At 31.9% G+C, this 13,961-nt stretch carries 13 protein-coding genes and 1 pseudogene; 6 read left to right on the top strand and 8 right to left on the bottom strand.

Annotated features, from left to right (window positions below; all coding sequences use genetic code 11):
- The first annotated feature begins 3 nt into the window (after nucleotides 1-3).
- Nucleotides 4-693: a molybdate ABC transporter permease subunit gene (modB, locus tag GYY69_RS01415; RefSeq protein WP_174796077.1), complete on the top strand. Its 690-nt coding sequence runs from the start codon at nucleotides 4-6 to the stop codon at nucleotides 691-693.
- Between the two features lie 5 nt (nucleotides 694-698).
- On the top strand, nucleotides 699-1,379 hold the full coding sequence (gene modC / locus GYY69_RS01410; protein ID WP_174796076.1) for a molybdenum ABC transporter ATP-binding protein: 681 nt from the start codon (nucleotides 699-701) through the stop codon (nucleotides 1,377-1,379).
- On the opposite strand, the gene GYY69_RS01405 is transcribed toward modC, so the two are convergent.
- The 4 genes from GYY69_RS01405 to GYY69_RS01390 all read right to left on the bottom strand — a co-directional run bounded on the left by GYY69_RS01405 (nucleotide 1,358) and on the right by GYY69_RS01390 (nucleotide 4,271).
- Nucleotides 1,358-2,131: a UDP-2,3-diacylglucosamine diphosphatase gene (locus GYY69_RS01405; RefSeq protein WP_174796075.1), complete on the bottom strand. Its 774-nt coding sequence runs from the start codon at nucleotides 2,129-2,131 to the stop codon at nucleotides 1,358-1,360. The genes modC and GYY69_RS01405 overlap by 22 nt on opposite strands.
- Nucleotides 2,100-2,591, bottom strand: a complete 492-nt coding sequence (gene ppiB / locus GYY69_RS01400) for a peptidylprolyl isomerase B (protein ID WP_174796074.1) — start codon at nucleotides 2,589-2,591, stop codon at nucleotides 2,100-2,102. The genes GYY69_RS01405 and ppiB overlap by 32 nt, the downstream gene beginning before the upstream one ends.
- A 75-nt stretch (nucleotides 2,592-2,666) precedes the next feature.
- Nucleotides 2,667-3,518 carry a bifunctional methylenetetrahydrofolate dehydrogenase/methenyltetrahydrofolate cyclohydrolase FolD gene (gene folD, locus GYY69_RS01395; protein ID WP_174796073.1) on the bottom strand — a complete coding sequence of 284 codons (852 nt, stop codon included), beginning with the start codon at nucleotides 3,516-3,518 and terminating at the stop codon, nucleotides 2,667-2,669.
- Nucleotides 3,519-3,581: 63 nt separating this feature from the next.
- On the bottom strand, nucleotides 3,582-4,271 hold the full coding sequence (locus GYY69_RS01390; RefSeq protein WP_174796072.1) for a DUF2884 family protein: 690 nt from the start codon (nucleotides 4,269-4,271) through the stop codon (nucleotides 3,582-3,584).
- A gap of 811 nt (nucleotides 4,272-5,082) precedes the next feature.
- Here GYY69_RS01390 and GYY69_RS01385 point away from each other — a divergent pair.
- Nucleotides 5,083-5,349 carry a GrxA family glutaredoxin gene (locus GYY69_RS01385; protein WP_174796071.1) on the top strand — a complete coding sequence of 89 codons (267 nt, stop codon included), beginning with the start codon at nucleotides 5,083-5,085 and terminating at the stop codon, nucleotides 5,347-5,349.
- 52 nt (nucleotides 5,350-5,401) lie between these two features.
- Here GYY69_RS01385 and tsaB read toward each other — a convergent pair whose 3' ends face one another.
- From tsaB to GYY69_RS01365, 4 genes are all read right to left on the bottom strand, one after another.
- Nucleotides 5,402-6,082: a tRNA (adenosine(37)-N6)-threonylcarbamoyltransferase complex dimerization subunit type 1 TsaB gene (tsaB, locus tag GYY69_RS01380; RefSeq protein WP_174796070.1), complete on the bottom strand. Its 681-nt coding sequence runs from the start codon at nucleotides 6,080-6,082 to the stop codon at nucleotides 5,402-5,404.
- Between the two features lie 31 nt (nucleotides 6,083-6,113).
- Nucleotides 6,114-8,018 carry a helicase C-terminal domain-containing protein gene (locus GYY69_RS01375; protein ID WP_174796069.1) on the bottom strand — a complete coding sequence of 635 codons (1,905 nt, stop codon included), beginning with the start codon at nucleotides 8,016-8,018 and terminating at the stop codon, nucleotides 6,114-6,116.
- Between the two features lie 325 nt (nucleotides 8,019-8,343).
- Nucleotides 8,344-9,318, bottom strand: a complete 975-nt coding sequence (locus GYY69_RS01370) for a glycosyltransferase (RefSeq protein WP_174796068.1) — start codon at nucleotides 9,316-9,318, stop codon at nucleotides 8,344-8,346.
- A gap of 11 nt (nucleotides 9,319-9,329) precedes the next feature.
- Nucleotides 9,330-10,307, bottom strand: coding sequence for a glycosyltransferase family 8 protein (locus GYY69_RS01365; RefSeq protein WP_174796067.1), 978 nt, complete (start codon nucleotides 10,305-10,307; stop codon nucleotides 9,330-9,332).
- A gap of 150 nt (nucleotides 10,308-10,457) precedes the next feature.
- Here GYY69_RS01365 and GYY69_RS01360 point away from each other — a divergent pair, with 150 nt between their 5' ends.
- The 3 genes and pseudogenes from GYY69_RS01360 (at nucleotide 10,458) to GYY69_RS01350 (ending at nucleotide 13,958) form a co-directional block, all read left to right on the top strand.
- Entirely contained in the window at nucleotides 10,458-11,399 is a 942-nt protein-coding gene (locus tag GYY69_RS01360; RefSeq protein WP_174796066.1) for a glycosyltransferase family 8 protein, read from the top strand.
- Between the two features lie 30 nt (nucleotides 11,400-11,429).
- Nucleotides 11,430-13,028: a phosphoethanolamine transferase gene (locus tag GYY69_RS01355; RefSeq protein ID WP_174796065.1), complete on the top strand. Its 1,599-nt coding sequence runs from the start codon at nucleotides 11,430-11,432 to the stop codon at nucleotides 13,026-13,028.
- Between the two features lie 168 nt (nucleotides 13,029-13,196).
- Nucleotides 13,197-13,958, top strand: a pseudogene (locus GYY69_RS01350) (IS5 family transposase).
- Nucleotides 13,959-13,961: the final 3 nt, after the last annotated feature.

Here is a 13,961-nt window from a genome sequence, read left to right as displayed (position 1 = left end):
ACTATGTTATTAAGCGAATTTGAATGGCAAACCTTGCTACTTAGTTTAAAAATAGCCTTTGCAGCAATTGGTTTTAGTTTACCAATAGGTATTTTAACAGCTTGGATATTAGCTCGCTGTCAATTTTGGGGTAAATCGCTATTTGATAGCATTGTGCATCTTCCACTTGTTTTGCCACCAGTTGTTTTAGGTTATTTATTACTAATCACCATGGGACGGCACGGCATTATTGGTGGGTGGTTAAATAACAATTTTCATGTCAGTTTTAGCTTTAATTGGCAAGGTGCAGCTTTAGCTTCAGCGATAGTGGCATTTCCACTCATGGTACGTTCGATTCGTTTAGCCATTGACTCAATTGACATACGTCTTGAAAATGTGGCTCGTACCCTTGGCGCCGATAAATGGCGAGTATTTATGACTATCACTTTACCTTTAGCTTTTCCTGGGATTTTAATGGGAATGGTTCTCGGCTTTGCACGTTGTTTAGGAGAATTCGGTGCAACAATTACATTTGTATCAAATATTCAAGGTGAAACTCGGACCTTACCACTCGCAATGTACACATTTCTGCAAATCCCTAATGGTGAACAAGGTGCATTACGACTTTGTATTATTTCGATTGTGTTGTCACTCATTGCCCTTTTTTTATCCGAATTATTAAATCGATGGCATAAGAAGAAGCTAGCAGGATAATCACTATGTTAAAAATACAGGTTAGCAAACAATTAGCTTCATTTTCGTTCCAATTCAATCATGATATGGATTGCCAAGGCGTTACTGCTATTTTAGGCGTTTCAGGATCGGGGAAATCAACGCTAATCAACCTTATTAATGGATTAATTAAACCCGACCAAGGTTATATCAAACTCAATAACACATCACTGGTTGATTGTGATAAGAACCTTTTTATCGCTCCTGAAAAACGTCAGATTGGTACGGTTTTTCAAGATGCATTACTCTTTCCTCATTATAATGTGATTAAAAATCTAACTTATGGTGCTAAAAACTTCAATTCTTCAAAATTTGACGAAATCGTGAAAGTACTTAATATCCACTCATTATTAAATCGCTATCCAGCAATGTTATCTGGTGGCGAAAAACAGCGGGTAGCAATCGGTCGAGCACTATTAACCAATCCTCTATTGTTGCTGATGGACGAACCGCTTTCCGCCCTTGATATGCCCAGAAAAAAAGAGCTATTAACTTATATTGATAAGTTAGCCAATGATTTAAATATACCGATTATTTATGTAACACATAATATTAATGAAGTTAAAAAGATAGCCAATAATGTAGCAATTTTAGAACAAGGCAAGCTGAGCGAGTTTGGTAAAGTCGAGCATGTTTTACAAAGTGATTATTTAAAAGAATGGTTATAAAGAGCTAAAGTATTACTATTTTGTTCTTGTTTGATATATGTCACGCCATCATGCCATGCCCCCAGCACGATACGAGTTGCTCGGGTGCCTTCAATTTGAAAGTGGTGTGTTGCAGGTTTGTGTGTATGCCCGTGTACCATAATATCCGCATTATATTCAACCATCTTTTCAACCACCGCTTGTTGATTGACATCCATAATAGATTCAGATTTAATTTGATTATGCAGGCTACTTTTTTGCCGCAACTTAGCCGCAATTTTAAGCCGAACAAAGCGCGGAAGTAATAAAAACAGTTTTTGTAACCACTTATTGTGCATAACTTTTCGAAATTTTTGATATTGAAGATCGTCAATACATAATAAATCGCCATGTAAAAAAACAATATTTTTTTCTTGATTGGGCAAGCAGTTAATTTCTGGCAATAAAATCATATCACACTGCTGAGCATATCTTTTACCTAACAGAAAATCACGATTACCATGCACAAAATATTTTTTGATATGACGTTTTGATAAGGCTTGTAATGCCAGTGCAATTTGTTGTTGTATATTGGTTTTGACATCATCACCAACCCAATAGTCAAATAAATCACCTAAAATATACAGTTCGCAATTATCGGGTAGTGTATTTAAAAAAGACAGAAAGCCTGCGGTTATACCCATATAACCATCAGGCTCATTATCGGCTAGATGAATATCAGCGATAAAATAACGAACAGGATTATTCAACCGTAACACTCGTAATAATGACATCTTCCACAGGAACATCTGAATGCATACCGCTACGCCCTGTTTTAACGACTTTGATTTTATCAACAACGTCTAGCCCTTCGACGACTTGTGCAAAAACACAATAGCCATAGCCATTAACATCAGCAGAGCGGAAGTTAAGATAATCATTATCCACTACGTTGATAAAAAATTGTGCAGTGGCAGAGTGTGGATCAGATGTTCGTGCCATCGCTAAAGTGCCACGATCATTTTTTAGTCCGTTATCTGCTTCATTTTTTATTGGCGATTTTGTTTTTTTCTGCTTCATACCAGGCTCAAATCCACCGCCTTGAATCATAAAATTATTAATAACACGATGGAAGATTGTGTTGTTGTAAAAACCGTCTTTGCAATATTCAACAAAATTTTTAACGGTTTCTGGCGCCTTATCGTCAAAAGTTTTGATTTTAATATCACCTAAATTAGTGTGAAATGTAATCATAAAAAATCCCTACTCCTTTTTTAATTTAACGTAAATCTATTAATTCCAAACTCAATGAATTTAAAGTAATTTTATTTATTTGCTAAACTTTTCACAGGCTTCAAGCGTGTTACTCATCAACATAGCAACAGTCATTGGACCAACTCCACCTGGCACAGGCGTTATCCAACCAGCCCGTTTAACGGCAGCCTCAAACTCCACATCGCCAGCTAATTTACCATCTGGCAGACGATTGATACCAACATCAATAACAATTGCGCCTGGTTTTATCCACTCACCCTTAACATAATTAGGAATGCCAACTCCTGCAACAACGATATCTGCATTACTCACATGTTTGGCTAAATCAACGGTACGACTATGGGTAATGGTTGTTGTGCAACCTAATAGCAATAATTCTAATGCCATAGGACGACCTACAATGCTTGATGCACCAACCACAGTGGCATTTAATCCTGATAAATTAATACCTGTTGATTCAAGCATTTTAACCACACCATATGGTGTACATGGTCGTAAAATCGGATCACGTTGTAATAAGTGGCCAATATTGTAAGGATGAAAACCATCAACATCTTTACTCGGATCAATACGTTCAAGCACCTTAGTTTTATCAATATTATCAGGTAAAGGAAGTTGTACTAAAATACCATGCACATCTGATCGTTGATTGAGTTCATCAATTAATGCCAACAACTCATCAGTAGTCGACGCTGGGAGGTCATACGCAAATGAAATAAAACCAACATCATCACAAGCTTTTTGCTTATTTTTGACATAGATTTTTGATGCGGGATCTGAACCCACTTGAATTACTGCAAGCCCTGGAACAGATAGACCTTTTTCAATACGTGTGTTAACTTTATTAGCAATGTCAGTTCGTATTTGTTGTGCTAATGCTTTTCCATCAATGATATGTGCAGTCATAAGCTTCCGTTTAGCTATCATAGTAAAGGCATCATTTTCGCAAAAGTTTTTATTAATGTCTATTTACTTATGAATAGATTGATTAAGTTGAGTTAATATTTCTTTGTATTGCGCATCAATATCGGTAATCACAGAACAAATATGAGCATCAAAAGCTTTTAATTTAGGTTTTTGAGCTTTCCACTCATTTTTAGAGATTTGCTTGATTGCGCCTAAATTTTTAAAGAACTCGAAATGCAAAATACTTCCTCCCACAATATTATAAAAAATGTGCTGACCGATATCTTCGCCATCTTTTTTTAGATTATTGAAATTTTGGTAAGAAAATCGTGTATTGCCATTTTCTGTAATAATCGAAGCATGTAACAACTTGACTAAACGTTTATATAACTTGTTTAATTCACTTTTTAGTTCATTATCGTCGCCCAATTGATTTTTTATCGCCTGTTCAAAAGTCATTTTCACATCTAATAAAAGACTTAACGATTGTTGTTCTAATTGCGGTAACTGTTGGCGTAAATCTTGTTGAAATTGAACTAGTTTTTTTTGTAATGGCGGATTAAGTGTTACTGATTGTTTATTTAAAACCACTATTCCATTTGGCATGATAGTGAAATCATTTTTTTTATTAAAAATATGCACACTTTCTTTGCTAATCGTAATATCATAACTGGGTTTAACGCCACACTCTTTTTTAGCAGCAAATACGGTGATAGGTAGTAATAAAGCAGTCAATAACAATTTTTTCAGCATATTCATATCCAGCTAGTTAATTAATGAAGATTATAACTTCTACCTAACAATTAACATAATAAAATTAAATGAGTGCTATAATTTTAAAAGCGATAATCTTTCAACACTCTAATTGCTTTATATGATATTTTAGCTAGACGCATTATATGCAATTATTCGTATTATCCATTATACGCCCTCTTTAAGAACATCTATACTTTGCTCAGTTATTCAGTTTTTTCCTAAAAGAATCGACACACTCCCGTGAAGTGCTACCCACTGCATCACGGCACTCGTAGTGCTAATTTGCACTTTACGAATAATCGAATATCGGACATAACCTAAGCCAAAACTATTGGAAACTCGATTTGTTTTTTGCTAAACAGAATTATAAGCACTTGTCAAAAACTTTCAGGTAACTATGTGTTTTAGTATAAAATAAAAAAATGGATAATTCTAAGTTTTCGATTAATCATGTATATAATTAAGTTTCACCAAATAAAGCAATTTAATTATCCTTCTTTGATTTGCTATAATCGTTTTAACTCTTTATTAACCGTTGTTCTGAGCCTTTGCTCATTTATTTTTTTTTAAAAATTTTTAAAAATGATATATGATGAATTTTAATAAATAGAAATATTTTAAATATTAAATCTAAATTGCAAAAAAATGAGCAAGTGAATTCAAATTTTTATGAATAATAATCGATCATCTTTCCAATCTCACTATCAATAGGTATAATCTATTTAATTAACTATATTTTACTGTTTTTTTTTCTTTAAAAGTTAAGTATAGTAAGGCTATATTTAAAGATAAACGATTAGAGGCAAAAATGTATACAGTAATTTTTGGACGTCAAGGTTGTCCTTATTGTGTTCGAGCGAAAGAATTAGCTGAAAAACTTTCTCAAGAGCGTGATGATTTTTCTTATCGCTATGTCGATATTAATGTAGAAGGCATTACTAAAGAAGATCTTTCTAAAAGCGTGGGTAAACCAGTAGAAACGGTGCCACAAATCTTTATTGATGAAAAACCGATCGGTGGCTGTACTGATTTTGAGGCTTATGCAAAAGCGCATTTAGGACTTTTTAAAGAATAAATAATACACAACTTTTTGAACCAAAAGCCACCTTTGAGTGGCTTTTTTTATTTTATCGTCCTGGCAACTTTTTCCAAGTCACTTCGTTACGTAAATAAGTTGGCTCGACATCTTCAACATTCACGAGCTCATTCTTTTGCCATTGATTCTTAGCAAGAACAACAAGATCTTGTGCATGAGGTAACAAGATATCGCTTTGTTTTATATCGTTAATCATATCAGGATAAGTTTGCCAACCTGTGCCGGCACAATAGCTATCATTGCTCATCTTTTTCACTTTTTCTATTACTTTTTGGGGTGAGATAACACATTCCGAAATAACTGTTTGCCATTGGTTATTTTTATAATGATATTGTCCTAAATAAACTTCGCTCATTCTAGCATCAATTGCGGCAATAACGTTTGTTGCTTGCGTTGTTCGATAAACACCTTGAGCCAAAGTCATCAGCGTTGATACACCTATCATGGGTTTATCAATACCTAACGCTAAACCTTGAGCCACGCCGATACCAATTCTAACGCCGGTAAAACTACCTGGACCTTGTCCAAAGGCGATTGCGTCAACTTGCGTAAGTGAACAGTCTGATTGTTTAAGAAGTCTATCAATCATCGGTAATATTTGTTTAGTATGATCACGAGCTGATACAATAAAATCGTGAGTGATTTCGTTACGGTAAAGTAAAGCAACCGAACAAGCTTCTGTTGAGGTATCAATGGCTAAAATAGTACTCATTTTTTTTCCAAAATATTTTATCTATTATCATTTAGCTTTTAGTTATTAAAAAGTTTATAACTTTATTTATATCCCGTGTTCTTGGTGAGGGTGGTAAGCTATTAATAAATGTTGCACCATAAGGTCGCATTACTAAACGATTATCACAGATGATAACCGCCCCTCGATCATTGTGATGGCGAATTAGTCTCCCTACACCTTGTTTTAAGGTGATCACCGCTTCTGGTAATTGTACATCATTAAATGCGTCCCCGCCCTGCATTTGACAATCTTCCATACGTGCTTTAATTAACGGATCATCAGGAGACGTAAACGGTAATTTATCTATAATAACACATGATAAGGTATCACCTCTAACATCAATCCCTTCCCAAAAACTGCTCGTAGCAATAAGTAGCGCATTTCCCGTATGAATAAACTGTTCAAGCAATTTAACTTTACTGGTTTCACCTTGTACTAATACTGGCAATTTGGTTAATTCTCGAAATTGTTTAGCTAGTGCATTCATCATTACATATGAGGTACACAAAAAGAAACAACGACCATTATTAGCTTCAATAACAGGCAATAAAATATTAGCTAATTTTTCAGCATTGCCTTGCTCATTTGGCGATGGAATATAACGTGGAACACACAAAATCGTCTGGTTAATATAATCAAATGGGCTTTCTAATATTAGTGAATCGGCATTTATTAGCCCTAAGCGTTTAGTAAAATAATCTAATTGATTATCAACCGATAACGTTGCTGACGTAAAAATCCAACTGCCTTTTCGCTGTGTTAATAGTTCAGTAAATTTATCGGCAACAGACAAGGGCGTTAGCGCAAAAACAAAATAGTTATGGCTACTTTCATACCAATAACTAAAACCAGTTACATTTGTCTCCTGTAAGCGTTTTAATAGCGTATTATATTGATTAATTCGTTCAAAACAGTTATCTAATGTTGTCGAACGCCCAACCGTCAATAACAAAACTTCATGACAAAAGTCTAATGCATCGACAAGATAAGAAATCTCTTTTTTAACTGCTTCTTGGTTAAATAAAAAACGCAAGTTACCTTTTGGTGGTTGTTGGTTAATAACAATTCGTAAGTCTTGCGTACATTTTTGTAGTTTATCCGCACATTGCTGTAGCTGGGACATATCTTTGACTTCGGTACGATAAACTAGGTTAATTTCTTTAGCTAGGTCAAAAAGTTGCCGACTGGTTAGCTGCTCACCAAAATAGTGACAAGCAAGATCTGGTAGTTGATGAGCCTCGTCAAAAATCATGACATCTGCTTTAGGAATAAGTTCGCCAAAACCAGTATCTTTTACTACAACATCAGCTAAAAATAAGTGATGGTTAACTACAACAACATCTGCATTTAGGGCTCGTTTACGCGCTTTGACAACATAACAATCACTATAGTGTTCACAATCACTGCCTAAACAATTATCATTTGTGCTTGTTAATATTGGCCAAATTAGGTTTTCTTCTGTGACAGTAGTGCATTTGCTAATATCTCCATCTTTAGTTTTAATTGACCAATTTTTTACACGAACTAAATCAACACGTAAATCTTTATCAAGATCTCCTGCTGCTGCATATTGATGATATAGCCGTTCTAAACAAAGATAATTAGCTCGACCTTTAAGCAAGGCTATTTTGCCTGTGTAATTTAATGCTTTTTTGATTATTGGTAAGTCTTTGCTGAATAACTGTTCTTGTAAATTTTTAGAGCCAGTTGAAAGTATTACTTTTTTATCGCTACGTAATGCAGGAACTAAATAAGCAAAGGTCTTGCCAGTCCCTGTTCCCGCCTCAACCACAAGAGAACGCTGTTTTTTTATTGATTCAGAGACTTTACTTGCCATGTTTCGTTGTGGCTCTCTTGCCACAAATCCATTAATAGCCTTAGCAAGCAAACCATTCTCAGCAAAATCATCAATCACTTAAAATACCTAATAAAAAATAAGTTTAAAATACCAACAAACTTGAAAACTAACTTTGGAATTATACAATGTTATGAAAACAACAAGCCGCTAATTGGAATAACGACTTATTGTCGTAACAGAATTGAATCACTAATAACTTTTAAACTGTTAGAACTATAACAATAACTAAGTAAAAAAGATATATAAAAATACTGGCAGTTCAAAGAACTAAATAAAAATAAAGTGTATGAATATAATTGCTTAATCAACAAATTTTCTCTTAATAAGTAATAAAATAATCACTTAAAAATTACAATATGTTAACAATAAAAATTCATACATTTCACTTTGTAAATTTTACCTTTAAATAAATTAAATAATGCTTTATTGATAACAAATATTTTTTTTGTTTAAACATTAATCGAGAATAAGCTCGGATTGAGGAAGTTTTTCTACAACTATATAAAGGTAGCTCATCATTTTTCCATGGTGATTGTTGTAAATAAAAATCAAATAATGTTGAACGATAAGGCTGGTGCCAAGGTTTGTTTTTAGTAATATAATGAATCAATACAGTATTATCTGGGACAATTGAATCTTCATTGCCATTTATTGATAACGCCAATAAATTATTATATTTCGTTGCTAATAAAATCCTTTTTTCACCTATTGCAATATTTAATACGTCTTGATCTGGGTATTGATATTTTTCACCACTATTCAATAGTGTTAGTGTTTTAGAAGTAATATCCTCCTGACACCAAAGTGGAATATTAATTAACATAACACCAGAATTAAAATATGTCCCATATGTTATATTATATTTAGCACACTGAGACTCTTGCATATATGGCTCGTCAGCAACAGCTGCAACAATAGCAGAATCTAAATTAACTTCATTAATAAAATTTAGATTTTTAAAACAAAGTGTATCACTATCAATATAAAGCAATCTTTCAGCTATATCTTTTAAAATTATTGGAGCTATTAACCGAACACATGCTGATATAGGGAATTGTTTTGTATTTTTTTGATCAATTTTAAACTCATCATTAATAACATATTCAGTTATAGAAGCATTATCAAACTTGATTGACGCAAATTTTTTTCTATTCTCTTGCGAAATGTTATGAGTAAAAATATGAAAATAGAGCTGATTGTTTTTATTATTTTCAATAACTGAAACAATGTCTACACCAGCTGATAGAGCATAATTATCATCAAAACACAAAAGAATATGTAATACATGTTTATTATTCAAAAAAACACAGGATAATAATTCATTTTTTTTGTTAATAAATTTCTCAACATTAATCACGACATTATTCCTTAACGTCTTCTGAACGCTTTATGTTTCAAATAAAGTAAATAATACTTCAATGCAGAAAAATATTTATGCTGACTAGCAAGTAATTTAGCATATCTTCTTGTGGTTGATGGGGCATTTTCATTAGCTAGCAATAATTTATCGTTTACCCATGGAGAAGACTTGATATAACGTTGATAAAGTGGTGTCAAATATAGTTTATACCAAGGCTTATTACCGGTGACATAATGAATAATCACGGCATCATCGCCGATAAGATTATCTTCTTTTCCATCCACAGTCAGCGCAGTAAGATAATTAAAGCGTTTAGGTAAGAATACTGTTTTACCCTGCATTAAGATATTTAGAACATCTTGATCTGCAAATTTATAAACGTTACCACTGTTAATCATCGCAAAAGCTTTTTCCGTAAGGTTATTTTGCACCCACATATCCGTATTAATATAAATCATTCCAGCATTAAAGTATTCTCCATATGGAATATCACATGCTGCACATTGTTTTTTTTGCATTTTTCCAACGTCCGGCACTATGGCTGAAAATTTATTTGTTAAATCAGTATTAATCAGTTCATTAAGATTATTCGTACACAGAATATCGCAATCTAAATATAAAATACGAGAAGCTATTTTATTCAAAATTTGCGGAACAACGAAACGTAAACAAGTAGAAGCCGATACATGTAATAATAAAGTATCCGGATTAATTGAGAAATCATCACTAATTTCATAATAAATGATAGAAGTATTTTCTTCATTTAATTGATTAAATCTTAATATTTTCTCATTTGAAACATTATTAGCGAACAAATGAAAAACCAGATTTTTATCCAGATTATTCAATATAACTGATGACATTGCAATACCTGCTGGCATTGCATAGTTATCATCAAAACAAAATGCTATATGTACGGTATCTAAAGCCCCTATAGTATTATTAAATAACGGAGTAGTTTTACTAATAAAAAGTTTCTCTTTCATCTTATTATGCTAACTTTCAGCTTTGGTTTAAAATAATTAGATTATTGTAACATATGTTAAAATAAACCATGAAGTGATAATCAATTTTATATTGACATCTGAATTTAGTAATGACATAAATAATGTAAATTTTTTCAAACAAAATCCGGCATGAAAAACAATATTATACACATAGCATATTGCACCGATTCTAATTATCTTGAACATGTATCAGTATCTATTCAATCAATTATTTTAAATAATTTAAATGAAAAAATACAATTTCATGTTTTCTTATATAATGCAAAAAAAAACGATATAGAAAGATTAAAACAGACTTCTAACTCAATTGTTACTTACGAAATTAAGCAAACTGACCTTGATAGATATCGGCATAAATTTACAACTAACCATATTAATAATTCAACATTTATTCGATTAATGGTTCCCAGATTGTTACCGGATAATGTAGAAAAAATACTATACCTTGACGCAGATGTGTTATGTTTCTCAAATATATCAGCTATAAGTGATATTGATATTGATAATTCTGTTTGTGCAGTTGGCCTAGACTCGATAAAAGAAGAAACCAATGTAAATTCGTCAAGATTAAAATTAAGTTCTAATGACTATTTTAATGCTGGAGTACTTTATATTAATATACCAAATTGGATAATGTTTAATATTGAAGAAAAAACTAACGAAATTTTATTTAAAAATAGCTCGTTAAAATATGCAGATCAAGATGCACTAAATATTACATTACAAAATCATATAAAAATAATTGATTCTAAATGGAACTATTTATTTACTTGGATGACAGAGCAACAAAAAGAAGAGTTTTTTTATAATAAAGAAAATTTACCTTACTTTGTTCATTTTACTGGACCAAGAAAAATGTGGTACGAAGAACATAATGGTCTCGCCCAAGATTTATATAGTTTTTACAAACATTTTACTCCATGGGCGAATAGTTCTTTAAAATCATATAAAAATAAAATGAGAACCGTTGATTTTAGAGTTTATGCTACACAATGTTTTAAAAAAGGATCAATTATTAAAGGATTTAAATTTTACTCAACTTATTTAATAAAGAAATTATTTTGCAATTAGATTATAGATAATGATTAAAGGCTGTGTTTAATGTTTAAAAACAAAAATCTAAGTCTTTTTGTTTCAAGTAAACAAAAAGTTTTTATTACTTTATACTTTGCAATTATTTTTATTGCATACAATATAATAAATATAAATAACTTAACTAATATTAGTTATACATTATTAATTTATTTACTTTTTCTGGTAATTTTTCCTAAAACAAAATGGATAAAATTACTTATATTTGGACTCTTCAATTTTATTTTAGCTATTGAGCTCTTTTTTAATTTAAAATATGGTTATATTTCTGATTCTCTTTTGAAAACTGCTTTAGAAAATGATACAAATCAAAGCTATATAATGATAAAAAATGAATTTCTATCAATCATATTGCCTTCTTTTCTTTTTTCGATAATTTATACTTATTTCATATATAATAAAATAAGTATATCTTTTAGAAGCAAAACATTATATTGGTCAATAATGTTTATTTGTTGCTTTTTCTTATTTAAAAACACTTTATACTATTATTTATCAGATAAAAGACATATTGTTGAATTTGAAGTTGATCCGTTTTTTTCTTTGAATAAGTATATACGAGTGAAATATCCTGTTGTAATTGGGAATACAGCCATATTAATAGTTGATTATTTAGGATTCTCCGAAAAATATACGAATGTTATTCAGCATGAAAAATTCAATTCTTCGATAATTGACACAAATAATTCCGATACCTTTGAAAAATATAAAAATATAATATTTATTTTAGGTGAATCGGCATACCGTGGTAGACATAGTACTTATGGATACAAAAAAAATACAACTCCTGAAATGCAAAAAATTTTCACGCAAATAAATAGTTGTATAATAAATGAAGTGCACTCACCAGCTTCAATTACAAGAGATGCTGTCCCAATGTTATTTTCATTCGCAAAACCAAAAAATGAACACCCGTTATTAGATGAAAAAAATATAATTGAAATGGCTAATTTTCAAAATTATAAATCCTACTGGATATCTAAAAATGGAGAATCCGGTCCACACAGTAGCAAATACTCTATTATAGCAAAACTAAGTAATACCTTTATCGAAAATCTGAAAGATGATCTAGAACTTCCGCAACAACTGATTCAGACAGATTTTCAAAATAATGAGAAAAATTTTATCGTTCTTCATTTAGCTGGAAGCCATAAACCTTATAAGCTTGGTTACGATGAACTAGATGTGTCTGCTTTACCAGAAGGAGATGACTATGATCTTACTATTCACCACACAGATCGAGTTGTAAAACAGATTTATACAATACTGAAAGAAAAATTGAATGATTTCATCTTAATTTATACACCGGATCACGGTGAAATTGTTAATTTAGGGCATGGACTATTAAGAAAAACAAAAGAATTTAGTAACCAATTTGAAATTCCTTTAATGATATATTCAACATATGATGAGTATCCTTGCCAAGAAATTGAAAGCTATCGTAACGATGAAAACATGATAAACACATCCAATCTTGTGTTTTTATTAAGCAAATTACTCGGTTACTCTGTAAATATTGATCAATCTTTCATTAAAAATGATTTGATATTATCGGTAGATGGACAATCATATGAATATCAGGCAATTATAAAACAATACCAACCATGATTGTTTTATGCCTTTTTAATGTGTAAAGTTGCTTGTTATATTATTCTAAACTGTTTTAAACAATTCATACAAACTTATTAGGGCGTGTTGATCTTTAGTGGTTATTTTTTAGACGGCATGATGTGAGTTATAATAATTCTGCAAAAAACAACCCTAACTCGATTCATCATGCCAAGAACAATGCTAACAGATAAACGGTGGGAAAAGCTACTACAAATAATGAAAAATACCGGCCGAGTTTATAATAAATCCGAGCATCGGATGACGTTTGAAGGGATCCTTTTCCGAATGAGAACCGGTATTCCTTGGCGAGATTTGCCAGAAGAGTTTGGTGAATGGAGCACCGTCTATAGACGATTTAATTTGTGGTCTAAAAAAGGAATATTAGTTGATATTTTCAAACATTTATCACAACTAGCGGATTTTGAATGGGTGTTCCTAGATGGCTCGATTATCAGGGCTCATCAACATAGTACAGGCGCTGCAACGGAGCATTCCGAGCAAATAGGTCAGAGCTGTGGTGGTCATTCAACTAAAATTCATCTTGCGGTTGATAGTGGTGGTTTGCCTATTTGTTTTGAGCTTTCTGAAGGACAACAACATGATATCACTTATGCAGAAAACCTAGTTGGAAAGCTCGATGAAGTGAATACAGTGATAGCCGATAAAGGTTATGACTGCGAGCCTTTTCGGTGCTTTGTTCGTCAAAAAGGCGGACGAACGGTGATTGCTAAACGTAATTATGGTAAGGATATAGATAAAAGCAGTATAGATAGGTGACTTTATCGCTATCGTCATTTAGTCGAGAATGCCTTTGCTAGAATCAAGCAATATCTTTCAATATCAACTAGATATGATAAGTTAGAAAGGAATTATGCCAGTATGGTATCACTGGCATTTATGTTAATGTGGCTGCCAATGTATTGTTGAGCA

The organism is Gilliamella sp. ESL0250 (assembly GCF_013345045.1).
In the GTDB taxonomy this organism is placed as follows: domain Bacteria; phylum Pseudomonadota; class Gammaproteobacteria; order Enterobacterales; family Orbaceae; genus Gilliamella; species Gilliamella apicola_H.
This window is presented reverse-complemented; position numbering and strand designations above follow the sequence as displayed.

Excerpts from the sequence above, each read along its gene's own strand:
- modB (WP_174796077.1), top strand. The coding sequence starts at position 4 with ATGTTATTAAGCGAATTTGAATGGCAAACCTTGCTACTTAGTTTAAAA.
- modC (WP_174796076.1), top strand. The coding sequence starts at position 699 with ATGTTAAAAATACAGGTTAGCAAACAATTAGCTTCATTTTCGTTCCAA.
- GYY69_RS01405 (WP_174796075.1), bottom strand. The coding sequence starts at position 2,131 with ATGTCATTATTACGAGTGTTACGGTTGAATAATCCTGTTCGTTATTTT.
- ppiB (WP_174796074.1), bottom strand. The coding sequence starts at position 2,591 with ATGATTACATTTCACACTAATTTAGGTGATATTAAAATCAAAACTTTT.
- folD (WP_174796073.1), bottom strand. The coding sequence starts at position 3,518 with ATGACTGCACATATCATTGATGGAAAAGCATTAGCACAACAAATACGA.
- GYY69_RS01390 (WP_174796072.1), bottom strand. The coding sequence starts at position 4,271 with ATGCTGAAAAAATTGTTATTGACTGCTTTATTACTACCTATCACCGTA.
- GYY69_RS01385 (WP_174796071.1), top strand. The coding sequence starts at position 5,083 with ATGTATACAGTAATTTTTGGACGTCAAGGTTGTCCTTATTGTGTTCGA.
- tsaB (WP_174796070.1), bottom strand. The coding sequence starts at position 6,082 with ATGAGTACTATTTTAGCCATTGATACCTCAACAGAAGCTTGTTCGGTT.
- GYY69_RS01365 (WP_174796067.1), bottom strand. The coding sequence starts at position 10,307 with ATGAAAGAGAAACTTTTTATTAGTAAAACTACTCCGTTATTTAATAAT.
- GYY69_RS01360 (WP_174796066.1), top strand. The coding sequence starts at position 10,458 with ATGAAAAACAATATTATACACATAGCATATTGCACCGATTCTAATTAT.
- GYY69_RS01355 (WP_174796065.1), top strand. The coding sequence starts at position 11,430 with ATGTTTAAAAACAAAAATCTAAGTCTTTTTGTTTCAAGTAAACAAAAA.